This is a genomic window from Bradyrhizobium sp. 76 (assembly GCF_023073025.1).
GTDB lineage: Bacteria > Pseudomonadota > Alphaproteobacteria > Rhizobiales > Xanthobacteraceae > Bradyrhizobium.
On sequence record NZ_JADPIS010000116.1, the window covers coordinates 60,241 to 82,965 of the forward strand.

Below are 22,725 nucleotides of genomic sequence, written 5' to 3' on the forward strand. Positions count from 1 at the left end.
CCGTACTCGGGCACGGAGATCTATGGCATGATAAGTCGTTTTCGGATTGGCCAAGGCATCGCCGGGGCCGACGATACCGAGCACAGTCAGCTGCGGAATTCTGGTGGCTACCGCGAGCAGCTTTCCCGCCGCCTGCTCAGGAGTGAGCTTGTCACGACCAACACCGGGACGCGATTCTTTGGCGCAGTCGTACTTACGATTGCAGTAGTTGCATTGAAAATTGCACGCCGGCGCGACCGCGACATGGATGCGAGCGTCATGATGATGAGCTTCTTCGCTATAGCAGGGATGCGTCCTAACTTTGTCCCAGATTTCGGCCGGCAGATCGCCTGGGACAGCCTGTGACCCATAGCTCCCTTTGCCATTCTTCGAAGAGCTCCGGGAACCCTTATAATCGGCGCATCCCGCCGCTATCCTCAGCATCTTTGACATGTTTTCCGCGTCCGGCAACAGCGTCCATATTCAATTCTCTACCAAGTGTGCCCATGGCGATCAGCCTGAGCGGCCACAGAACGAGAGTTAGCAACTCGCGTGCCATCTCGGATGGCGATGGCATTCCCGCCGTATGAACGAGTTAGCTCGACTTGGTCCGCACAGTTGTGCACGCGTCAGCGACAGTTCACACGTCGGAAATGCGACAGGCGTCGCAATTGTGACGGAGATGGCCGTTGGGTTCTCATTGAGCTCGCGTGAGATCTCCCAACACGCACCGGTCGCTTGCGATGCGACCTCTTCCTACTAGCGGACGGCGGCGAGAAGACCACTTTGCGCCGCTACTTGGCGCTCAACATCTCTATCGCGTGCGGGCCATATCGCGACCAGTGTCAGGTGTTGCTCGACCAGAAAGCAGAGTTCGTTGCGTGAGAGTGCTTGCGGATCGACGATCGCGTGATGGACGTCAGCCGAGCGTTTGGTGATCTGCCGGGCATAAATAGCAAAAGCAGATCAGTGAAGAGACAGCCGAAGAAGAGGGAGGAAGCTGCATCCGTTCCGCCTTTCCTTGATGAGGTCGGGAACTGGTGTCTGGATGCCGATTTCAGTCAGAACCTCAACATAATCCAGCGTCAGTAATTAGAAAGCTCTTGACCGGCAGCACGCTGCCGTGCGTGTTGCGCAGCACAGTAGGCCAATGGGGCCGCCGAGGCATGATCAACCTCTTGGCCTGCCGGATCGTAAATTGGATACCAGCAATCGACGTGGATGCCGGAGCGCGCGATACCTTCACCTCACGCCATCCGTCGCGTGTACCGGAGAGCCGTCCGCATCGCGCCGTCGTACCAAGAGTCGACTATCACAGGCCGTGGTAAGGATGCTAGATGATGATGCAGTGGGGTCGGCTCCACCCGCGCACGAACGCCTGGACCGTCAATGCCGTCACGGTGGAGCGATGTGTGTCGCTCTCGACATCCGAGACGTTGCCTTTGGCCTCGCGCGATAGTGCAACTTTGCTGGAGAAGGCAGAAGGCCTCCTGTGTCACTGGCATATCTGGTCCGATCAACTCGGCGAGGTCAGGTCCGAGATACGGAACAATGCTGAGCTCTCATCCTCACCCCAAGATCAGTAGGAATCGCCTTCGCGTCGACTGCGTTGACAAATTTCAATTCGCGGGAGCGCGTTCATCGGTCCCCCTCTCTTCCCGCGCGTTTTGGCATTCATTGTGATCGGGAGCGGCGTGTCGCTCGCCATCTCAGGCAGATCGAGCATCCAGTTAATGGCCATTCTGATCCCAACCGCCCCGGAGCGTTTCATACTCGGATTCCGCGATCGGCTCTTCGAGATCTTTCTTGCGAAAGGCCCGCATCAAGAGAGCGGCGACTCAAGAGTTTCATGAGGCCAATTTTCTCGACCGCGATGCATACTTGTGTGGTTTAGCATGCTCCCGCGAGTTGGCGCGCAGGTGAGCCACAATGTTTGACAATACGGAGACGACCTGGTCGACCTCTGGAGGGTTGTCTCACGCGGCAGGGACAAGCGCAGCGCGCCGTGCAGGACATGCGATGGCGCGATTGAGCAGGATCCGCAGGCTGATCCGAGCGAAGCGGCAATGCCCGCACGATTTAGATGGTGGAGAATTGCGTCTCTTTCGCCAAGCGATCTCGGAAGATCTCGGCGTTAAACTGAAGAACGTCACGCTCAACGTGCTCGGTCGCACCAAGAAGGGTGATGATCGGCAAGGAGAACACCACCATCGTCAATGGCGCCGGCAAGAAGGCTGACATTGGGGCGCGTGGCCCAGATCAAGGCTCAGACCGAGGAGACCACCTCGGACGAACAGCACGCAAAAGTGCAGTGGTCGTTGCGTCCAACACTTGGCGACTCCGCAAGGAGCAAAGAAGTAGCACGAGGAAGCACGCTGACACTTTAAAATGAACTACTAGCTGATTCCAAGACTATGAACTTCACCACAGTTGCCGTTGTTCTTTGATGCCCGAGACGTCGCGGCCGTGTCCTCCTCATAACGATAGTTGTGATGCTCTCGCTCCGCCACGCTGGTGCCGAGGAACCACCTCCGTGATGGAATCCAGCCCCGGAGGCGCTCTTTCTACGATTTTCATCGCGATGGGTTTGTCCTCGCCGCGCAACATCAATTCATGGTCGTGGCAACGCATCTTCAGCATCAATATCGGGCGCTGAGGCTGATTGAGCTCGCTCACCCGATGCTCAACTGCGCGGACGGCTATTCGTAACTTGCCTTGAACTCCTCAATCTCGCTGAAGCCAAGGCTTCGTCGGGCCGAGACCACTTTCTGGAAGCCCGCTGCGTAGAGATTGATGACAGACCGCAGGGAGGGTTGCAATTTGCCCAGATTCCAAGAAGGTCTGTGACAACGATGTAACATGATCTTTGAATTCGTTGCTGGCATTCGACTCACGTTGCGCCACGCTCCCGTAGAGCATGGCGACAGCGCAGATTGCGCCTGTGACAATGGCGCTTGAAATCCCCGGCGGTGCCAGCTGTTCGCGTAGCCCAACGCGCAATCCGCGACGCGGTGATGATCTCCACGAATTCCGATCGCAACTTTGCGCATTTTGCCCCTCAAATGACTTGTCCGGAGGCGCCCGATGCTGGTTCGCACTGTCGCGACGCGCAGCTATCCTGCTGGATCGCCGCGCTCAACATTTCTCCGCCGCTTGTCACGAGCGCTGACTAATTTAGATTGATTTCCGTAAATCCTGAAACCATCAAAGGGACGGACGCGTACACGAGCGAATGTTCGATGCTCTCAATGAACAGTACGCAAGTTCGAATGTTCTCGCGAGAAGCGCTTGCAGATAGCAAGTGCTGCGAAGTTGGCGAAATCTGCGCACAAAAACTGCAAGATATCGCTACGAACGCCTCCAATCCTCTCAGGTAAATGAGTATCCGATATCCGCTTGCACGATCTAACGACCTTTCGTGCAAGATTGGAGTTCGCGGTGAGTTCATTTACTTGCCGAGCTCCTATTCAGTGCCCTTCGGGGCGTTTCCTCCCTGACTCGGCCGCGCGGTATCTCGCGCGGCCTTTTTTCGCGGTCGACGAAGACCTGATTGCTCGAATTTGAAGACCTCCAGGAGCAAGGCGACGACCCCGACCACCGGCGCACAATCCACGCAAGGCTTGTCCTCCTTCGCTAGCGTCTGAAGGACCTGTCACTTCGGCGGGAGACCAGCTACATTGATGGCGCCTGAGTTGGCTCACATCGCCTTGCGGTAAAAACAATCTGGCGATCAGCATTTGGCTCGCCAAACTGCCGCAGCTCTCAGCCGCGGCTGCACGAGAGCCGTGGAGGCTGCTGAAAGAGCGCTCCCTGCATGGGCTAAACTCACAGCCAAGCAACGTTCCAACACCCTGCGCAAATGGTACGAATTGATCGTCGCAAATCGCGAGAATCTCGCGCTAATCCTGACCTCCAAGCAGGGCAAACCGCTCTCTGAGGCGCTAGGCGAACTCGATATCGGGGCGCCTATGTCGAGTTGTACGCCGAAGAGGCGCGCCGCGTCTATGGCGAAACGATTCTCTCGCCGCGCCCGGATGCAAGGCTGCTTGCGATCACGCCACCGATTGGCGTCTGCGGCGCCACACGCCGTGGAACTTCCCCAACTCGATGATCACCCGCAAGGTCGGGCTGGCGCTCGCCGCAGGTGCACCGTGGTGCTGAAGCCAGGCAATCAGACGCCGCTCTCGGCGGTTGCGCTCGCAGCCCTGGCTGAGAAGGCAGGCGTGCCCAAGAGTGTCTTCAACGTCATCGCCGGAGATTCGGGAGGATCGGCGAGGTTTTGTGCGAGCACGCGGCCGTGCGCTTTGTCGGCCTCACCGGCTCGACGGAGGTCGGCAAGATCCTCTACGGTCGGGCCTGCATCGGCCTGAAGAAGCTCGGCCTCGAGCTGGCGCCGTTCGTGGAGTTCGACGATCCCATATCCGCCATCGAGGGCGCCATCGTCTCCAAATACCGCAACATGGACCAGACCTGCGTCTGCGCCAATCGCCTCTACGCACAGGCAAGCATCTATGAGGAATTCGTGCAGAAGCTCTCGACCAAGGTCGCGGCATAGAGATCGGCGAAGATGCGGTTCGTGCCTGCACACTGTCCATGAGCGGCGCGATCGCGGCGATGGTGCTCAGTCATAATTCGGCCTTGACAGCCGCAGCTCTGTTTTTGCGGGCGCCGTATGGACGTGATGCCGTTCAACATTGACGTGCAGCTTTCGGCCCCGCGCTGGGTTGCGGGCCGATCCGTTGCAGCTTGGCAGGCTGCGTTCTCTGGAGGCCTCGCTCTTGGCAGTTGGGGCTGGGGTCGCCTCACCGATGCCGTCGGTGTGGACATCACGCTGCTCGCCTCTGCCGGATTGATGCTGCTCTTGCCGCTGCTAGGGCGCTGGCTGCGCATGCCGGCCATCACCGATCGCGGGGAGGACGCCGAAATGCTTGCGATCCTAAGGAGCGGCTTCTGCTGACATACCGGAGCGGCCCGCTGGTGGTTGAGCTCGAATATCGTGTGGCTTCGGAAAATGCGAGAGCCTTCCACAACGTTATGCAGAATGTGCAGCGCTATGGGCAACGCAACGGCGCCTATGGCTGGTCGATTGGGCGTGATATCGCCGACCCGAGCTGTGGACCGAGCGCTATCACTGCCCGACATGGCTCGATTATTTGCGCCAACGCAACCGCTGGACGCGCTCGGAGCGCGCATTAGATGCAAGGCCACGGCTTTCCATGTCGGGCCTGAGCCCGTGCGTCTCCGTCGTATGCTGGAGCGCCCGTTTGGATCGGTACGCTGGAAGGATGATGTGCCCGACCGCGCCCCGAGTGAGCTCTAGCTGCGGGTTGGACGTGCGCAAAGGCACTAGCAGTCGTCCCTTCCGTGCCCCGCATTGAAAAAGCCCCGGGCGTGTTGACGCGCTTGCGCTTCGCGAGCCCCTCGCCGTCGCCTTGCCTAGAGGACTTCCACTCCAAGCTGTGGCTGATACTCGGCACAAAAAAAGGGCCACTCTGATGAGTGGCCCAAGTCTGCGAGAGAATGTCCGCAGCAGAGCCTCTGGGATCAGGCCGCAGCCTGTTCGATCGGCGAGAAGGGAAGCCCAAGACTCTCGGCGACAGCCTTATAGGTTAGCCGGCCCCGATAGACATTTAGGCCGGCGCGCAGATGCGGATCTTCGAGCACAGCTGCAAATCCTTTACTTGCGAGAGCCAAACCAAAAGGTAGCGTAGCGTTGTTGAGTGCCTGGCTTGAGGTGAGCGGCACAGCTCCGGGCATGTTTGCAACGCAATAATGGATCACGCCATCCACCTCATAGGTTGGATCGGCATGTGTCGTCGCCCGCGATGTCTCGAAACATCCGCCCTGATCGATCGCCACGTCCACGATCACGGAGCCTTTGCGCATCGAGCTCAACATACCTCGGCTGACCAGTTTCGGCGCGCTCGCGCCAGGAACGAGAACGGCGCCAATGACAACATCTGCCGCAAATACCTCTTCTTCAACGGCCTCGATCGTCGAGAATCTGGTCCGTACTCGCCCTTCGAACTGCTCATCCAGTTCGCGAAGCCTGGGAATCGAACGGTCGAGGATTGTGACCTCAGCGCCTAAGCCTGCCGCCATCCTTGCAGCGTGAGTGCCGACAACGCCCCCGCCGATCACCACGATGCGAGCGGGTGGCACGCCCGGTACCCCGCCAATCAGCAGTCCCCGTCCGCCGGCGTACCTCTTCAGCGCGGCACCCGCGGCCTCGATCGCAAGTCGTCCCGCAACCTCGCTCATAGGGGCAAGCAGTGGAAGGCCGCCGTTCGCGTCAGTCACAGTTTCATAGGCAATTGCGGTGCAGCCAGACTTGATAAGGCCCTTCGCCTGCTCCGGATCCGGAGCCAAATGCAGATAAGTGAAGAGGATCTGGTTTTCTCGCAGCTGCGTCCATTCGGAGGGCTGCGGCTCCTTGACTTTCACGATCATTTCGCTTGACGCGAACACCTCGCGAGCAGAGGCCGCAATCGTTGCTCCAGCCTTTTGGTAAATCTCGTCTGTTGCGCCAATCCCGGCGCCGGCGTTCGTCTCGAGCAATACGCTGTGGCCAGCGGCCACGTATTCGCGGACGGCCCCAGGCGTCAGGCCGACGCGGTACTCGTGCGTCTTGATTTCCTTGGGAACACCGACCTTCATTTGCAATCTCCATGGTGAGCAGCTCGTTGTAATCGGAAGAGCGTCACAAACCTCGGGGCGAGAGGCCAAATAGCGCAGTAATCCGGCGATCTTACATGCCTGCTTGCAGGATTTCGAACGGACAACCGAATACTGCCGAGTTGCAGGATGCTACCACAGGGTGGCGAGACCTGATGCGGCCCCGGCAGCCAAACCAAACAGTCGTGATCAGGATTGATCTACGCCGGATTGGATCGACTTCTTCGTTGTTTTGCCTCATTCGCAACGATGCTCGATTTGCTAAAATGAGTAGCGCTTGCGATGGAGGCCCGTTAGTTCATCAAAGGATGGATCGGGTTTTTCAAAGGTCTGCTGAACGATTGATCGAAAGTACGCATCGAGACGCAGCTTAGCAGAGCATGGCTTGGGTCGCCGCTGCGCTCAAGCTATCGTGCTTCGCATATCTCGCTCTTCCCGCGAGCCAGGCAGTGCTTGCAACCTGATCTCGACATATCCCCCTCCTGGACCGTCATCCATCTGCAGCGCGGCTACGACTCCGTCGATCCGGTGGTACGTCGGGCAATGCGCCAGCCTAAGCCCTTCCGATCGGGGCCCGGATTTGAAGTGCGAAAATCGGCCGAAGCCTGAACGCGCTCTGTTCGAAGAAGCCGACAAATTTGGAATCCGCTGCGGGTTTACATTCGCTATCCTCGATGACAGGTGCGTAATCGCCGCGCTGAGCTTTGCAACTGACGAGCGTCGAGCTGGTTTCGCGCGCGCGCTTCTCGAGCACGCCCAGAGCCTGCGGTTAGTCGCAACCGTTTTCCATGAACATGCAAAACGGTTCTGGACGATTGATCGCATGGTCGGCGGCGTGGTGCTGTCTCCTCGCGAGTACCAGTGTCTCGAATGGTCCGCGCGCGGTAAATCGGCCGGGGAGATCGGGATCATTCTCGGTATCGCAGAGCAAACCGCGGGTTTTCACCTGGACAGCGCCCGTGCGAAGCTCCGTGTCAGCTCCCTGCGTCAAGCGATCGTGCTGTTGACCGAATCAAAATCTCGAAAATGGATCGCCAGCCCTCCATAAACGCCTCTGGAACTGCACAGGATGCGCTCGCCTAGGCCTCTCTGCTTAGTTGCCGAAATCAAGCAGGGAGGCGAGAATGATGCAGCTCATCATGCCGGAGTACTACGGGGAATTCGTCAACGATCGCGCCGAGATGCACCGGCTGCGCTACCGCGCTTTCAAGCAGCGTCTGGATTGGACCGTCGAAGTCAGCGGCGACATGGAAGTGGACGAATTTGACGTCCTTCGACCGGTGCGTCTACTGAACCGCTCGGGAGCCGGACAAATTCAAGGTTGCGTGCGGCTTTTGCCTTCCACCGGGGCAACCATGCTGAGGGACACTTTTCCGATCCTGCTGGACGGGCAGCCGGCACCACGAAGCGACTGGATCTGGAGAGCAGCCGATTCGCGCTCGATGTTCCCGCGGATGCGCCGGCGAGCGGTGGAGTTGCTGCTGCCACTTACGTGCTGTTTGCGGGCATGATTGAATTTGGCCTTTCCATCGAATTGAGTAACTGCCCAGGTGGCCGTTTGTATTCTCTTGACTGACCACATGTGTTTGTGAGTCAAGGTATGGGTGACGCCGCCAAATTCCTCATTGTCTGTGGATGCCCTGCTGGCCCTGATTGGGGAGTTGCAGGAGCGCAACCTGATGTTGGAGCAGCAGAACGCATTGCTGACGGTGCGTGTGGCCGATCTGGAGCGTCGGCTTGGTCTGGATAGCTCCAATAGCAGCAAGCCGCCTTCGAGCGATGGACCGGGCCAGGCTTCTCGCCGGACACAGAGCCTGCGTGAGCGAGGGTTGAAGAAGCCCGGCGGCCAGCCCGGCCATGCAGGCAAACACTTGAAGCGGTCCGAACGGGTCGATCATACGATCATGCATCGCCCTGTCAGATGCGGGCGCTGCCGAATGGCGCTGGAGGGTGAACTGCTGGAACTTGTCGGCAGCCGTCAGGTGTTCGATCTGCCGGCGCCGACGCCGCTGCTCGTCACGGAGCATCAGCTCCATCGTTGCAAATGCAGCGGCTGTGGCGCGGTCACGACAGGATCGTTTCCACCCGAGGTAAGGGCGCCAGCGCAATATGGCGTCCGGTTGGCCGCTGTGGTGACCTATCTGTCGGCGGGACAGTTTCTGCCTGAAGATCGGCTCGGGCAAATCCTCTCCGATCTGTTTGGCGTGACCATCTCGGCCGGCACGATCGGACAAATGATCGCCCGGGCTGCCAGCCGGACGCAGGATTTCGCTGCGGCAGTCTGCGAGCAAATCCGCCGGGCACCGGTCAAGCATTTGGATGAGACCGGGTTCTGGGTGGGCGCCACGCCGCAATGGCTGCATGTCGCGGGCACCGCCGGGATCAATGGGCTGGTGCATTATCGCGTCTCACCCAGGCGCGGCGAGGTGCTGACGCAAGCGGCGCATATCGTTGTGCACGACCATTGGACATCCTATTTTCAGATGTCCGGTGTCACGCATGCGCTGTGCAATGCGCATCACCTGCGCGAGTTGACGGCGCTGGTGGACATCGATGGCGAGGCCTGGGCCCGGCGCATGCGCGGGTTGCTCCGCTGCCTGTGCCACGAGGTCAATCTGGCGTCAGAGCATCCAACCGATCAGACAGGCGCGCTGCGTCCCAACAGAATCCGCGCCGCCGAGCGACTTTATGACCGCATTATCCGCGCCGGTATCGCCTGGCACGAGGCGCTACCCGCGCTGCCTCGCGACATCAAGCGCGGGCGGATCAGACGGCGCACGGGCCATAATCTCCTGTTGCGCCTCAAGTTACATAAAGCGGCGGTGCTGCTGTTTCTGCACAACTCGGCGGTGCCGTTTACCAACAACGAGGCCGAGCGCGATGCTCGGATGATGAAATTGCGGCAGAAGATCTCTGCCGGCTTCCGCACCTCACAAGGCGCAGACAATTTCGCCACGCTTCGCACCCTGATCGGTACCGCTCGAAAGCGCGGATGGAACATGCTCGAAACATTGTCCCGATGCCCCACACAACTCATCCACAAACTCAGCGTCGCCTAACCGAGCAAACGGACCTGGGCAGTTACCGAATTGATCGAAATCGTCACTGTGACCGACGCCCGCATGGGGCGGATTCTTCGCCGGGCCGGATGGCCCCTTCGCAGAGTGGGAAAAGCGCGCCCCCTTGGAAACACCACGGCTGTCGCGGGCTACCTGGAGGTTTCGTCCGATGCGTTGGACCGCATCCGCAAGGCGCAAATCTCGGGACCGGTGCTCTGGGCTCCGGTCATTCAAGTCGCTGCCTAGCTTCTGGGAAGCAAACGTAACGGCTGCAGATCGGTGCGGAGAGCCACTCTGCGCTCTCAAGACTTACCATGCACAAGCCAGGTCCCACACTTCCGTCACTCCAAGCCACCAGAGCGATCGAACTGAAACACCTGAGATCGGCGGTCGCTGCCGCCGATTGCGGTAGCTTTCGTGAGCCGCCGAGTTGCTCGGATCGCAACAATCGAGCCTTAGCCGCAGAATCAGCGAGTTTGAGCACGACTTGGGCGTTCCATTTTTCGAGCGCTTCAGCGGAGGTGTGCGCCCAACGCGGCCCGGCCGCGACGTTCTTCGGTTGGCCAGAACCATCCTGGAGGAATTCGGCGCGCTTATTGCAACGGCCCGATCCGTTCACAACAGCGAAACCGGCCGTCTGAGCGTCGGTTTCTGCACATCACTTTCGGACGGCAATCTGCAAGCCTCCCTACTTGAGTTCAAGCAGCGCTTCCCGCAGAGCACGATCACGGACACGTTTAGCAGCGGCACTTCGTAACGGAGCGCTCGATCTCCTGATCGTCACCGGGCGCTTGCCGTTGTTGGACAATAAAGCCATGGCTCTGTGGAGCGAGGGTGTTCTCGTGGCCTTCTCATGACCATCCCCTCAGTTCGCGCGAAACTGTCTACTGGAACGACCTGTGCGGCGAGACGGTGCTGCTCAGCCACTACGACCTCGGAAACGAGCTCGAAGATCTTCTGCGTTTCCAAGCTCCGAGCTGAGGTCCGCCCAAAAATCTGGCGCCACGACGTCAGTCGCGGCATCATCAAAAGCTTGATCAGCATGAACACAGGAATAAGCCTCGTGTTCGAGGCCGACATAGGCGCAAATTTTGCCGGCCTTGTTTACCGGGAGCTGCGCGATGGCGCGGGTGCGAGCCGATTCGAGCTTTCTGCCTATTGGCGCGCCGACAATGAAACCCGGCGCTGCACGAATTCCTGAAGTTGGTCTCTGAGCGCTACCCATCGCCTTCGAGTGGTCGCTGACGCGCGTGGCGCGCTTTCCGGAAGCTCCTGTCGGCTGCCATGAACCGGGCCAGCATGGGCGCGATAAGCTTAGCTGGATCGCCGATCGGCTGAGCGGTCTCCTGCGCAAGGATCTCGGCATATGCCACGAGATCCCTGTGCACGCTCGCGGGCAGTTCATGCGTAATCTTGATCGGCTTGTCGTCGTGGATTGCGCCGAGCTTTAACTTGGGCATCGTTCTCACCCCCTATACGGTTCGAGCACCAGGTCACGGTTGACGATCACCCGCACCGGAAATCCCGGACGGATCGTCAAAGTTGGCTGAATGTTGAGATTGCGGCGGACTATCTGCTGGCCCGCTTGATTGATCGATTCCCCAGCTCCACGGCGGAGCGCGGCAATGAGATCGCTGTTGGTATTGCCGCTATCCGCCCCGGAATTCACCTCCGTGCCGACGGAAAGCAGCGTCGAAAGAGCGGCGGCCCCCAACAATTCCTTCCAATGATTGTCGACTTCGTCCTCAAGACCAGAGTAACCTGCCGCATCTGCGCCGGGCTGCCGTTCCAAAACAATCGACCTTCCATTCGGCATGATAAGGCGCGTCCACACCAGGAGCACGCGCGACTGTCCAAATGCGACCTGGCTATCGTAGCTCCCGATCAGCCTTGCTCCCTGGGGGATAAGGCGAGCTCGCCCGGTAGGAGAATCGTACACCGCTTCTGTGACTTGGGCTGTGATCTGGCCAGGCAGGTCGGAGCGGATTCCTGTGATCAGCGCGGCCGGAATGACCGTTCCGGCCTGAACGACAAAAGGCGAAGCGGGCCTCACAAGGCGATCGGAGCTTGTCGTCCGACGATCGACCGTTGCACTGACGAACGCAAGCTTTCGGTCTTGGCCATTTTGAGCAAATGCTTCGTCGGATGATGGCGCGGCGGATGAACGAGCTTCGCTCGATGAGGTGGCAGGGACCTGTGGCCGGACATTGGTGCTGGCAAATACCTTGCTGATCCGTGCCGCCTCGCTCTCCTGGCTGAGATGCTGCTGTTCGGCATCGATGCCGAGGGAGCTGGATGTCGAAGACCCCTGTGCTGCGACGATCGGCCGGCCGAGATCGCCCGGCAAGGGCGGCCCTAGACGCGGCACGTCCTTCGGGATCTCGGTGTAATCCTTTGGTAAGGTCGCGAGCTGATCGGCGATATTGTGGTGGTCGGTGGCGTAAAGCTCCTCAGGCGCTGAAGTATGAGACCGTTTCTCCTGCAGCGCCCAGAGCACCGCGCCGGTGACCAGCACGAGCACAGAAGCGCTGACGCCTATCAGGACCTTTCGCGAGAGGCGCGCAACTTGCGGAGGATCCGGCCGAAGCCGCAGCGCTTCGGCGATCTCTTCCGGTGGCCTGGCCCGAGGTGGTTCGTTTGGTTCATCGATCGCCTGGTCACTATCGTTCAAAGCGACCTCCCGTCGGTTCGCACGATCCTGACCTTCTGCTGGTGCTCCTCGCCGAGCCTCAGCTCGGCGGCCGCGAACAGCCGGTCAACAATCAGCACATTTCCGTAAGCGCGGTAGTTGACGATCTCGGCTTTACCGTTGGGCCCGATCACGAAGAGCGGCGGCATCTCGCCCTGACTGACGCCGGAGGAGAATTCGACATAGGTTTTGCGGCCGTCATCATAAGCGTTGACGGGACGCCACGGCGGGCTGTCGCCCTCGATCGCGTAACGGTACCGGCGCGCCGGCAGGTCCGGAATAAAGGCTGTCGGCGGTAGAGCTCGCGTTCGCCCGCCACGATCCGCCGGATAGAACCAGGCGACCGAGGGCATATAGGGCTTTTCTTTGGCGCGAAGCTCGATCAGGTAAGTACGGCGATCAGTATTGACGACGAGGTTGGTCTCGATCGAGGGACGGGTGGGCTTGACCATGACGTGAACGCGGCGGGTGTCGCCGCTGCCACTCTCGGTGTCGCCGACCACCCAGCGGACGGTATCGCCTGCGGCGACCGGTCCTGAGCCGATCAGCTGCTCACCGGGCTCGAGGGCAATGTCCGTAATTTGCCCCGGCGCGGCATAGATCTGGTAGAGCGCGCCCGGACTATAGGAAAACACTTGCACCGCATTGTAGTAGCCGGCTTTGCGAGGCTGCACGCGTGCAGCGTCATTTGCGGTTTCGATGCGCTCGACAGGCTCCTTGGGCTCCGCGCTGTTGCCGCCTCGTGCAGCCTTCCAGGCCGGCGGCACATGCAGCGGTCGCGGGCGATCATCGGCAAGCGCCGGCAAGTCCGGTGCCGGCGGGAGCTCGTTGTCGTAGCTGATTTGCGGCGGCCTGAAGGTCGTGCAGCCGCCCAGCGTCGAGACACAGACCAGAAGAGCCAGAGGCAAGCACGGCCGCGCTTTTCGTGACACAATAACGAGACCTGATGGCATGTTAGCCGAGCTCCTTTGACCAGTTGATCGCGTTGACGTAGATGCCGAGGGGATTTTTGCGTAGGCGATCCAGATCGCGAGGCATTTCCACGACGATGGTGAGGATCGCGCTCCACCGCTCCGTTGCGGCAAGCTGACCGTTCTCGTAGCGCCGCTCGATCCAGGCCAGGCGAAAGCTCTCAGGGGAGGCCCGGATGACGCTAGACACTTCGATCGCGACTTGCGTTTTGCCGAGCTTGGCGAATGGTTCGTTGTTGCGGGCATAATCGTTGAGCGCCGCGGCACCGCGATCCGTCGTGAAATCGTAGGCGCGCAGCCAGTTTTCGCGGAGCACGATGGCGTCCATCGGCAGACCACGCACATGCTCGACGAATCGCGCCAGGTGAAAAGCGACTTGGGGGTCCGTCGGTTGATAGCTGGCATTTGCCGGAGCGACAGTCTTGGCTTCCCCCAATTGGTCGACCTCAACCACCCACGGCGTGATCGTCCCGTGTGCGGATTGCCAGACCAGAGCGGCGGCAAAACAGCCGGACAAGAAGAGGGAGCCAAACGCCATCAGGCGCCAGTTTTTGGCCTGGACGCGCGCAGACCCAATGCGATCATCCCAGACCTGGGCGGCGCGTTGATACGGAGTGACAGGCTCCGGCATGCGGCCATAGTGAACGGCCGATCGTTTGAACATTGTTTGACCTCAAGAGATGCTCAGGAATGGAAATGGTCGATGTGAAGCGTCAGCGGTCTTGTTGCGAGAGGTCGACAGATCCGCCGCCCCCGCCGTGATCGCCGGAACGGATCGCCTGGGTAGCCGCTGATGCGCCATGGCTGATCGTCTGCGCTCGCTTCATCCGACGAACCCAAGGGGGCGCGTCGGACCCAGCGGCGGAAGAGTCCCCCTCTTCACGACCGGCATGGTTCGGCGCTCCGCCAAGACCAGTGGCGACCGAACGTAAAGGACTAGCCGCACCTGACGCACTTGCTTCTGCGCCGGACATGCTCCCCGCCCGCGACACGCTCATCGTACCATTTGCAATCGCGCTGCCTCCACGTGCCGCGCCAGCAATCGCGCCGCCGGCGAGACCGGCCGCGCCGGCGGCGAGACCTGCGCCAGCCGCAACAACGCCACCGGCGGCGAGGCCTGTCCCGACAGCGCTTCCGGCGCCAAGCTGCGGACCTCCGGAGACGATGCCGTTGGCAATACCGGGCCCAAAAATCCCGAGCCCCAGAAGTGTGAGCGCACCGAGCACCAGCGCCATCGCATTCTCGATGCTCGGCTGGTTGCCGCCGAAGCCTGCCGTGAACTGCGAGAACAAGGTCGATCCGACGCCGATAATGACGGCCAGGACCAGGACCTTGACGCCGGAAGAGATTACGTTGCCCAGCACTCGCTCGGCCGCAAAGGCCGTCTTGCCGAAGAGGCCAAAGGGGATCAGCACGAAGCCGGCAAGTGTCGTCAGTTTGAACTCGATAAGCGTGACGAAAAGCTGGATCGCGAGAATAAAGAAGGCCAACAGCACCACGATCCAGGCGAACAGCAGGACCACGATCTGCACGAAATTCTCGAAGAAGCTGACGTAACCTATGAGCCCCGAGATCGAGTCGAGGATGGGTCGGCCGGCATCAAGGCCAACTTGCGCGATCCGGCCCGGCCGCAGAAAATCTGCCGACGACAGGCTTGTGCCTGAGGCTTTTAGCCCAAGGCCTGCAAAGCTCTCGAAGACGATGCGCGCAAGGCTGTTCCAATTGCTGATCAGATAGGCAAAGACGCCGACAAACAATGTCTTCTTGAGGAGCCGGGCAAGAATCTCCTCATCAGTGCCAAAGGACCAGAACAGGCCCGCGAGCGTGAGGTCGATCGCCGCCAACGTCGTGGCGAGATACCCCACTTCGCCTCCGACGAGGCCAAACCCGGAATCGATGTAGCGGGTGAAGGTTTCCAGGAATTGATCGATGACGGAGGTACCACCCATGGGTCACTCGCTTTGGCTTGGAATGGAGGGAAAACCGGACGGGAGGCGACTTTCGTCCTTGCGCGGGACAGGAGAGAGGAATGGCGCGGCGCCTGTCCGGCTGTCCGGATCACCTGTCGATCTACTTCCTGCCAAGAACTGCCTGCGCTGCTCGGCCCAGATCTTCTGGCATTCCAGAAGAGCCTCTTTCTGCTGGTAGGTGACGGTGCGGCATTGCTCGAGCTTTGCTGCGGTCACATCGGATTTCGAGGCGAGATAGACGGAAGATTGGGTCGCGCTCCCGTCCTCAGGCAACCGAATGGCGCAGACGCCAACCACCAGGACAGCAAGACCAAGGGCTGCCGCGGCGAGCAGTCGTTCAAGTCGTTTCTTCATGATCAGTGGAACATCTGCACGGTTGTTGGTTGGTAGCCCTGCCCCTGGGCAAGAAAGCGCCGCAGTTGCTCCCTGCCCTGATCCTGCGCAGCTGCGCGCTGGGCAGACTCGAGCGTTTGCGCACGACCTTGCGACGCGACAGTAGCCGTAAGGTCCGCAAGCTGCTGAGCTTGCAACGCAAGGAGCTGGTTGCCGGCCTGACTTGCCTGAAGCGCACCCGATGCGCCCTGGCTCGCCGTCACCAGGGCCGACATTTGGGTGCGGTTGGTGTCGAGATTGCGGACAACACTCGCTTGGACCCGCATGGCGTCCTGCAGCCCGGCAACGGAGTTCTGCCAACGCGTCTGCGCATTTCCGACAAGGAGCCCATTGGACATGCTGACCGATGCCGGCGCATAGGTTGTGGAAAACGCGCGATCGATCTGCTGGACATCATAGGCAATTCGCTGTGCCTGCGAGAGTAGCTGCTGGGTGCGCTGAATCGATTGCTCGAGCTGTTGTAACGACGAATAAGGCAGGCTGGCCAGGTTCTTCGCCTGATTGATCAGCATCTGCGCTTCGTTCTGCAGCGAGGTGATCTGGTTGTTGATCTGCTGCAGCTCACGCGCGGCGGTCAGCACATTCTGAACGTAGTTGTTGGGATCGAAAACGATCCACTGCGCCTTTGCTCTGCCGGGCGCTTGGACCATGATCATGGCGATGATGCTTGCCGCCAGAATCGGCCGGATCCAGTTCATGAGAGCGCTCCTTGTTGGGCGAGCTGCGGAGTGAGATTGCAGGCCCAGCCGAGGTCGCGCGCCCTGAGCCAACCGGTCACGAACTCGTCCCGTCCGTGCTCGGCAAGCACCCGTTCGACGAGAGCCTGGTCGGCTTTGGACGAGGCGGCCACGAAGGCGAGCGCGATTTCGCCAAGTCCGAGCTCGAACAGGCGGTTGCCGCGTCGAGATTGGCAGTAGTAGTGTCGCTTGGGGGTGGCGCGGGCGAGGATCTCGGTCTGGCGGTCGTTCAGCCCAAAGCGCTGGTAAATCGCCATGATCTGCGGCTCGACGGCGCGATCGTTTGGCAACAGGATCCGGGTCGGGCAGCTCTCAATGATGGCAGGCGCGATTTTGGAGGCGTCGATATCGGCGAGCGACTGGGTCGCAAAAACGACGGAGGCGTTCTTCTTGCGAAGCGTTTTGAGCCATTCGCGGAGCTTGCCGGCAAAATCGGCATCATCGAGCGCGAGCCAGCCTTCGTCGATGATGAGCAGTGTCGGACGGCCGTCTAAGCGGTCCTCGATCCGGTGAAACAGATACGCCAGAACTGCGGGCGCGACAGAGGTCCCAATCAATCCGTCGGTCTCGAACACCTGGACGGAGGCTTCACCGACCGTTTCGTGCTCGCCGTCCAGCAACCGCGCGTATGGCCCCCCGAGGCAGTAGGGCTGCAGCGCGCGCTTGAGAGCGTTGGATTGCAGGAGAACGGAGAGCCCAGTCAGCGTCCGCTCGGCAACCGGCGCCGAGGCGAGCGAGGTCAACGCCGACCAGACATGATCCTTAGTCTCAGGCGTGACCTCGATCCGCTCGCGCGACAGGATCGATGCGATCCAGTCGGATGCCCAGCCTCGCTCGCCGAGATCGTCGATGCGCGCGAGCGGCTGGAGGGCGACGAGTTCTGACGGATCGAGCGCGCCGCCGAGATCATGCCAGTCGCCGCCCATGGCGATGGCCGATGCGCGGATCGAGCCGCCGAAGTCAAACGCAATGATCTGCGCCGCGCTGTAGCGGCGGAACTGCAGCGCCATGAGCGCCAGCAGGACCGACTTGCCGGCGCCCGTCGGTCCGATGACCAGCGTGTGGCCGACATCTCCGACATGCAGAGAAAACCGGAATGGCGTGGAACCTTCAGTCCTGCCGAAGAACAATGGGGGCGCCTTGAAGTGGTGATCCCTCACCTCTCCGGCCCATACCGCAGATAGCGGGATCATATGGGCGAGGTTCAGGGTCGAGACCGGCGGCTGGCGGACGTTCGCGTAAGTTTGTCCCGGCAGGCTGCCGAGCCAGGCTTCGACGGCATTGACCGTCTCGGCCATGCAGGTGAAGTCTCGGCCCTGGATAACCTTTTCGGCGAGGCGGAGCTTTTCGTCGGCTGCGCGCGGATCCCTGTCCCAGACTGTGACCGTTGCCGTGACGAAGACCTGGCCGATCTGATCCGAACCCAATTCCTGGAGCGCACTGTCCGCATCCATCGCCTTGTTGTGGGCATCGGTATCCAAAAGCGCGGAGGCCTCGTTCGTCATCACCTCCTTCAGGATCGAGGCGATCGACTTGCGCTTGGCAAACCATTGACGCCTGATCCTGGTGAGGAGCTTTGTGGCATCTGTCTTGTCGAGCATGATAGCGCGCGTCGACCAGCGGTACGGGAATGCCAGCCGGTTCAGCTCGTCGAGAATCCCGGGCGTGGTCGCAGTCGGAAACCCCACGAGCGTCAGAACGCGCAGATGCGCGTCGCCCAGCATGGGTTCAAGTCCGCCTACCAGCGATTGATCGGCTAGCAACGCATCGAGATACATCGGGATTTCTGGCACACGCACCCGGTGCCGTTTGGTCGAGACCGTCGAATGCAGGTAGGTCAGCGTTTGCTCGTTATCAAGCCAACGGCATTCCGGCATGAAACCCTCGACCAGCTGCAGCACGCGGCTGGTCCGGTCACTAAAGCCGGCGAGCAGCTCGCGTGCATCGGCTCCCGCAGCGCGCTGGCTGCCCTCGTACAGCAGGCGCTCTGCTGCGGCCGCACTCTCTGCCGGAGGCAAATAAAGGAAAGTCAGGTAGTAGCTCGATTCGTAATGACTGCCGGCTTCCTCGAATTGCGCCTTCCGCTCCGCATCCACCAGCGCCGAGGCGACGTCCGGGAATGTATCCGGCGGATAGCGTCCGGCCGAATGCCGCTGCGCCTCGACGAACACGGCCCACCCGGATCCGAGACGACGGAGTGCATTGTTGAGGCGGCCTGCGACGGCAACGAGCTCGGCTGGCACGGAGCTGTCGAGATCCGGCCCTCTGAACCGGGCCGTTCGCTGAAACGATCCATCCTTATTGAGAATGATCCCTTCATCGACCAGGGCAGCCCAGGGCAGGAAGTCGGCAAGACGTGTGCTTGAACGGCGGTATTCGGCAAGATTCATCATGGGACGACTTCAGGTGCTGAGGTGAGCGGGAACGCGAACATGCCGGCGCACGACTTCCACGAATTCCGGATCGCGCTTTGCGGCCCAGACCGCAGCCATGTGACCCACGAAAGCGAGGAGAAGGCCGGCCAGCCACATGCGCAGGCCCAGACCGAGTGCGGCGCCCAGTGTACCGTTGAGGATGGCAACCGCGCGCGGCGCGCCGCCCAGCAGGATCGGTTCGGTGAGCGCGCGGTGGACGGGAGCCACAAATTCCGGGACTGGCTCGTCCATCAGATCACCACTCCGCCGCCGAATGAGAAGAACGAAAGGAAGAAGCTCGATGCGGCGAATGCGATCGACAGGCCAAACACGATCTGGACTAGCCGCCGGAAACCACCCGAGGTGTCGCCAAAGGCGAGCGACAGCCCGGTCACGATGATGATGATGACCGCAATGATCTTTGCGACCGGACCTTCGACCGATTGCAGGATCTGGTTCAGCGGCTGCTCCCAAGGCATGTTCGAGCCGGCGGCCCAGGCCGGCGCGCTGGCTAGGGCAAGGCTGGCGAACGCCACAATTGAGATGAAGCCGCGCCCGAGAGACGATCGTGTGGTCATGACTGATCTCCGATGTTCGAAAGGCTGTAGTCGCCCGATGATCCAAGGCCTTCGACGCTGGCGAGTTCGCTCAACCGCCGTTCGCCGCCACGGCCAGAGAGAACGGCGATGACGTTGATGGTTTCTGCGATCAGGGCGCGTGGGACGGTGATGACGGCTTCCTGGATCAGCTGCTCGAGCCGGCGCAGCGCGCCAAGCGAGGTCCCGGCGTGTATCGTTCCGATGCCGCCGGGATGTCCTGTGCCCCAGGCTTTCAAAAGATCCAGCGCTTCGGCCCCACGGACCTCGCCGATCGGAATGCGATCAGGGCGCAGGCGAAGAGAGGAGCGCACAAGATCGGAGAGCGAGATCACGCCGTCCTTGGTCCGCAGCGCCACCAAATTTGGTGCCCTGCACTGAAGCTCCCGGGTATCTTCGATGAGGACGACGCGGTCCGAACCTTTGGCAACCTCGGCAAGCAGCGCATTTGTCAGCGTGGTCTTGCCGGTCGAGGTGCCGCCGGCGACCAAGATGTTCTTCCGTGCGGCGACCGCGTTGCGAAGCGCGCTCGCTTGGCTCGCGTTCATAATGTCCGCGGCGACATACTCGTTCAGGCCAAACACGGCGATCGCCGGTTTGCGGATGGCAAAGGTCGGCGCGGCAACAACCGGCGGCAGCAATCCTTCGAAACGTTCCCCCGTTTCCGGCAGCTCAGCCGAAATCCGGGGCGAGCCGGGATGAACTTCTGCTCCTACATAGTGCGCGACCAGTCGGACGATTCGTTCGCCATCCGCTGCCGAAAGGCTCTCTCCGGTGTCTGTAAGGCCGCTCGACAGTCGGTCGATCCACAGCCGGCCGTCGGGATTGAGCATCACCTCGACGATTGCCGGATCTTCCAAAAACCCTGCGATGGCGGGCCCCAACGCGGTACGCAGCATACGCGCTCCGCGCAAGTTCGCTTCTGAATCAAAAGAATGGATCGCCACGATTTGCCCCAAGCTGCTGAGGCCGCTTTCGCGCCCTCATCTGAAGGCAAATAAAAGATAGATCGCGTGTTACCGCAACGAAGGGAATATGCTGTTCGTAGTCTAGCGTAGAGAAAGGAACATTTGAAAAGAGCGCCGGCTTGACGCCCCGGCCCCTCGACCGCGAGGCGAGAAATCAGCAATGAGCAATGGTCCTGAGCTTACTATTTTTACGCCTTTCCCGGCCGCGGTGTTTGCTCACCCTCCATTGCTTCTCCTGAACCAATGTCGCTCCCTCGCGTGGGCACGATTGAGTTCCCAGTTTTCGAGGAAGCTCAAACGTGGGATAATGAACCACATCAGCCGGCGGGCTGCAGCAGGCACAAATGCCGACGCTGGTCTGGTGCACCACCGTGAGCGTAGCATGACCCTGCACCATTCCCCCTGGAATCAGGGTGGCCCAGTACTGCACGACGATTGCCGACGCAGAATGCAGGCATTCAGACAGTGATTCTAGTCCGCAATGGCCGAGCTGAAATCGCAGATCTACTTGAGCTGCGCGTGTAGCGAGACATGGTCGAGTTCACCTTCCCACCACGACACAAACACCGCCGCAATACCGTTCCCGATGATGTTGGTAAGCGCGCGCACCTCGCTCATGAACTTGTCTATCGAGAATACGATCGCAATGCCCGGGACGAGGTCAGGACTGACCACGGTCAACGTTGCGGCCAGGGTGACGAACCCGGCACCGGTAACACCACTTGCGCCCTTCGAGGTGAGCATCGCCACAACGAGTATCGTGAGCTGCTGGGCGAAGTCGAGATCGACCCCGAGCGCCTGCGCGATGAACAAGGTCGCCAACGTCATGTAAATGTTGGTCCCATCCAAATTGAAAGAGTATCCTGTCGGCACCACCAGGCCCACGACCGGCTTGGAACAGCCCAGCCGTTCGAGTTTTTCCATCAACTGCGGCAGCGCGCTTTCGGACGACGACGTTCCGAGCACGATCAACAGCTCATCCTTGATGTAGAAGATGAACTTTAGAATAGAAAAACCGACCAAGCGCGCGACCAGGCCAAGCACAATGATCACGAAGAGCCCGGCTGTCACATAGAACAGAGCAACCAAGCTGATGAGTTTACCGAGCGCGGACGGTCCGAATTCGCCGATAGTGTAGGCCATGGCGCCGAACGCCCCGATTGGCGCTGCCTTCATTACGATCCTAATGACACCAAACACCGCGTGTGCAGCATCGTCGACCAGACTGCGCATCCGCTCACCCCGCTGGCCAAGCGCCATCAGGGAGAACCCGAATAGGATGGCAAACAGCAGCACCTGTAGCACGTCGCCTCGGGCCAGAGCGCCAACTACGCTATCCGGAATAATATTGAGGAGGAAATCGACCGCCTTCTGCCCTTCCGCTCTTTTGACGTAGTTGGCTACCGCCGCGGCGTCAGCCCTGGGAGCAAGCCCATGACCGGCCTGAACGAGATTGCCCATCACGAGACCCAGGATCAGCGCGAAGGTTGACACGATCTCGAAGTAAAGCAGCGCCTTGACGCCGACTCGGCCGACCTTTCGTGCATCCTGAACATGCGCAATTCCGGACACAACAGTGCAGAAGATGATCGGCGCGATCACCATTTTGATCAGCTTGATGAATCCGTCACCAAGCGCTTTGACCCAGCTGTTCGTCCCCACAGAAGGCCACAACCAGCCAACGAGAACGCCAATCAGGATCGCGATGAGTACCTGGATATAAAGAACATTGTACCAGGGGCCAGATGGCTGGAACAGGGCGGCGACTTTAACAGAGCGGCGCTGGCGGTGATTGTACATCACGCTCGACCCGGCGCCGTGGTACCAAAGCGGGGTGACAATGAAGGCACGGCTTCGCTCAGTGCTCCCTTAGCGCGGCGCGCACAGCGCACTGACCGCTTTAAAAAGCCCCGTCCGTTGCCACCGGTTGCCGCATCTCCCGAATGGACTTGCGGCCAACGCGAAACAAAGTCCTGAATCCCTTCTGAAACCAGCGGTAAAAACTTGAGAAAGCTTCCTTGAGAGTTCGAATGCATCAGCGTCACCACCCATTTCTATCTTTTTTGGTTGTTCGAAGATGCCACCAGCATGCTAAAAGCCGCCACCCTTAGCAGCCGGCGACCACTCTTCACCTGAGGCATTCTCGCCGCTATCGCGCCGGACAGCGACCGTGCGTTGAAGAGACATTCACCGTAAAGAACTTGTGGTGGTGCGGCGCGCCTGCGTTCACCCCTTCACTCGTCCTATCCTGGCTTCAGGTGAATGCCCGGACAT

The 22,725-nt window shown here is 60.3% G+C and carries 18 protein-coding genes and 6 pseudogenes; 8 read left to right on the top strand and 16 right to left on the bottom strand.

What is annotated here, in order from left to right; genetic code table 11:
• Positions 1-6 precede the first annotated feature (6 nt).
• From IVB48_RS32760 to IVB48_RS32770, 3 pseudogenes are all read right to left on the bottom strand, one after another.
• Positions 7-432: pseudogene (locus IVB48_RS32760) on the bottom strand (nitrogenase cofactor biosynthesis protein NifB); the annotation flags it as partial.
• Between the two features lie 1,126 nt (positions 433-1,558).
• Positions 1,559-1,830, bottom strand: a pseudogene (gene nifT, locus IVB48_RS32765) (putative nitrogen fixation protein NifT).
• Positions 1,827-2,086, bottom strand: a pseudogene (locus IVB48_RS32770) (cysteine desulfurase NifS); the annotation flags it as partial. The pseudogenes IVB48_RS32770 and nifT, both read right to left, overlap by 4 nt.
• Here IVB48_RS32770 and IVB48_RS32775 point away from each other — a divergent pair.
• A pseudogene (locus IVB48_RS32775) lies at positions 1,990-2,270 on the top strand (hypothetical protein); the annotation flags it as partial. The pseudogenes IVB48_RS32770 and IVB48_RS32775 sit on opposite strands and share 97 nt — an antisense overlap.
• Before the next feature lie 1,349 nt (positions 2,271-3,619).
• Positions 3,620-5,299 (top strand): annotated as a pseudogene (locus IVB48_RS41460) (aldehyde dehydrogenase family protein).
• 224 nt (positions 5,300-5,523) lie between these two features.
• Here IVB48_RS41460 and ald read toward each other — a convergent pair.
• Positions 5,524-6,636 (bottom strand): alanine dehydrogenase, encoded by a 1,113-nt coding sequence (gene ald, locus IVB48_RS32790; protein WP_247338333.1) that lies wholly within the window; start codon positions 6,634-6,636, stop codon positions 5,524-5,526.
• Between the two features lie 598 nt (positions 6,637-7,234).
• On the opposite strand from ald, the gene IVB48_RS32795 reads away from it, so the two are divergent.
• The 6 genes and pseudogenes from IVB48_RS32795 (at position 7,235) to IVB48_RS41470 (ending at position 10,914) form a co-directional block, all read left to right on the top strand.
• Positions 7,235-7,702 (top strand): LuxR C-terminal-related transcriptional regulator, encoded by a 468-nt coding sequence (locus IVB48_RS32795; RefSeq protein WP_247406640.1) that lies wholly within the window; start codon positions 7,235-7,237, stop codon positions 7,700-7,702.
• Positions 7,703-7,778: 76 nt separating this feature from the next.
• Positions 7,779-8,194: pseudogene (locus tag IVB48_RS32800) on the top strand (acyl-homoserine-lactone synthase); the annotation flags it as partial.
• A 64-nt stretch (positions 8,195-8,258) separates the two neighbouring features.
• Complete coding sequence (locus IVB48_RS32805) at positions 8,259-9,713, top strand: IS66 family transposase (protein ID WP_247406643.1); 1,455 nt, start codon at positions 8,259-8,261, stop codon at positions 9,711-9,713.
• A 30-nt stretch (positions 9,714-9,743) separates the two neighbouring features.
• Complete coding sequence (locus IVB48_RS32810; protein ID WP_346659022.1) at positions 9,744-9,959, top strand: acyl-homoserine-lactone synthase; 216 nt, start codon at positions 9,744-9,746, stop codon at positions 9,957-9,959.
• A gap of 184 nt (positions 9,960-10,143) precedes the next feature.
• Complete coding sequence (locus tag IVB48_RS41465) at positions 10,144-10,470, top strand: LysR family transcriptional regulator (RefSeq protein WP_346659023.1); 327 nt, start codon at positions 10,144-10,146, stop codon at positions 10,468-10,470.
• Between the two features lie 306 nt (positions 10,471-10,776).
• Entirely contained in the window at positions 10,777-10,914 is a 138-nt protein-coding gene (locus IVB48_RS41470; protein ID WP_345947090.1) for a hypothetical protein, read from the top strand.
• A 16-nt stretch (positions 10,915-10,930) separates the two neighbouring features.
• Here IVB48_RS41470 and IVB48_RS32820 read toward each other — a convergent pair whose 3' ends face one another.
• The 12 genes from IVB48_RS32820 to dctA all read right to left on the bottom strand — a co-directional run bounded on the left by IVB48_RS32820 (position 10,931) and on the right by dctA (position 22,251).
• The gene (locus IVB48_RS32820; RefSeq protein WP_247289307.1) at positions 10,931-11,173 is read right to left on the bottom strand and encodes a DUF2274 domain-containing protein; all 243 of its coding nucleotides are present in this window, start codon (positions 11,171-11,173) and stop codon (positions 10,931-10,933) included.
• 5 nt (positions 11,174-11,178) lie between these two features.
• Positions 11,179-12,384, bottom strand: a complete 1,206-nt coding sequence (locus tag IVB48_RS32825; protein WP_247406645.1) for a TrbI/VirB10 family protein — start codon at positions 12,382-12,384, stop codon at positions 11,179-11,181.
• Positions 12,381-13,355 carry a P-type conjugative transfer protein TrbG gene (trbG, locus tag IVB48_RS32830; RefSeq protein ID WP_247406649.1) on the bottom strand — a complete coding sequence of 325 codons (975 nt, stop codon included), beginning with the start codon at positions 13,353-13,355 and terminating at the stop codon, positions 12,381-12,383. The genes IVB48_RS32825 and trbG overlap by 4 nt, the downstream gene beginning before the upstream one ends.
• 1 nt (position 13,356) lies before the next feature.
• Positions 13,357-14,037: a conjugal transfer protein TrbF gene (gene trbF / locus IVB48_RS32835; protein WP_247289301.1), complete on the bottom strand. Its 681-nt coding sequence runs from the start codon at positions 14,035-14,037 to the stop codon at positions 13,357-13,359.
• 49 nt (positions 14,038-14,086) lie between these two features.
• The gene (gene trbL / locus IVB48_RS32840) at positions 14,087-15,322 is read right to left on the bottom strand and encodes a P-type conjugative transfer protein TrbL (RefSeq protein WP_247406652.1); all 1,236 of its coding nucleotides are present in this window, start codon (positions 15,320-15,322) and stop codon (positions 14,087-14,089) included.
• A gap of 3 nt (positions 15,323-15,325) precedes the next feature.
• Complete coding sequence (gene trbK-alt, locus IVB48_RS32845) at positions 15,326-15,697, bottom strand: putative entry exclusion protein TrbK-alt (RefSeq protein WP_247406654.1); 372 nt, start codon at positions 15,695-15,697, stop codon at positions 15,326-15,328.
• A gap of 2 nt (positions 15,698-15,699) precedes the next feature.
• The gene (gene trbJ, locus IVB48_RS32850; protein WP_247406658.1) at positions 15,700-16,434 is read right to left on the bottom strand and encodes a P-type conjugative transfer protein TrbJ; all 735 of its coding nucleotides are present in this window, start codon (positions 16,432-16,434) and stop codon (positions 15,700-15,702) included.
• The gene (gene trbE, locus IVB48_RS32855; RefSeq protein ID WP_247406660.1) at positions 16,431-18,866 is read right to left on the bottom strand and encodes a conjugal transfer protein TrbE; all 2,436 of its coding nucleotides are present in this window, start codon (positions 18,864-18,866) and stop codon (positions 16,431-16,433) included. The genes trbJ and trbE overlap by 4 nt, the downstream gene beginning before the upstream one ends.
• A 9-nt stretch (positions 18,867-18,875) precedes the next feature.
• Positions 18,876-19,139, bottom strand: a complete 264-nt coding sequence (locus tag IVB48_RS32860) for a VirB3 family type IV secretion system protein (protein ID WP_247343533.1) — start codon at positions 19,137-19,139, stop codon at positions 18,876-18,878.
• A complete protein-coding gene (locus IVB48_RS32865; protein ID WP_247338342.1) occupies positions 19,139-19,465 on the bottom strand; it encodes a TrbC/VirB2 family protein in 327 nt (108 codons plus the stop codon). Before IVB48_RS32865 ends, IVB48_RS32860 begins: the two co-directional genes overlap by 1 nt.
• Positions 19,462-20,382: a P-type conjugative transfer ATPase TrbB gene (trbB, locus tag IVB48_RS32870; protein ID WP_247406675.1), complete on the bottom strand. Its 921-nt coding sequence runs from the start codon at positions 20,380-20,382 to the stop codon at positions 19,462-19,464. Before trbB ends, IVB48_RS32865 begins: the two co-directional genes overlap by 4 nt.
• Before the next feature lie 573 nt (positions 20,383-20,955).
• Positions 20,956-22,251, bottom strand: a complete 1,296-nt coding sequence (gene dctA / locus IVB48_RS32875; RefSeq protein WP_247406679.1) for a C4-dicarboxylate transporter DctA — start codon at positions 22,249-22,251, stop codon at positions 20,956-20,958.
• Between the last annotated feature and the right edge of the window lie 474 nt (positions 22,252-22,725).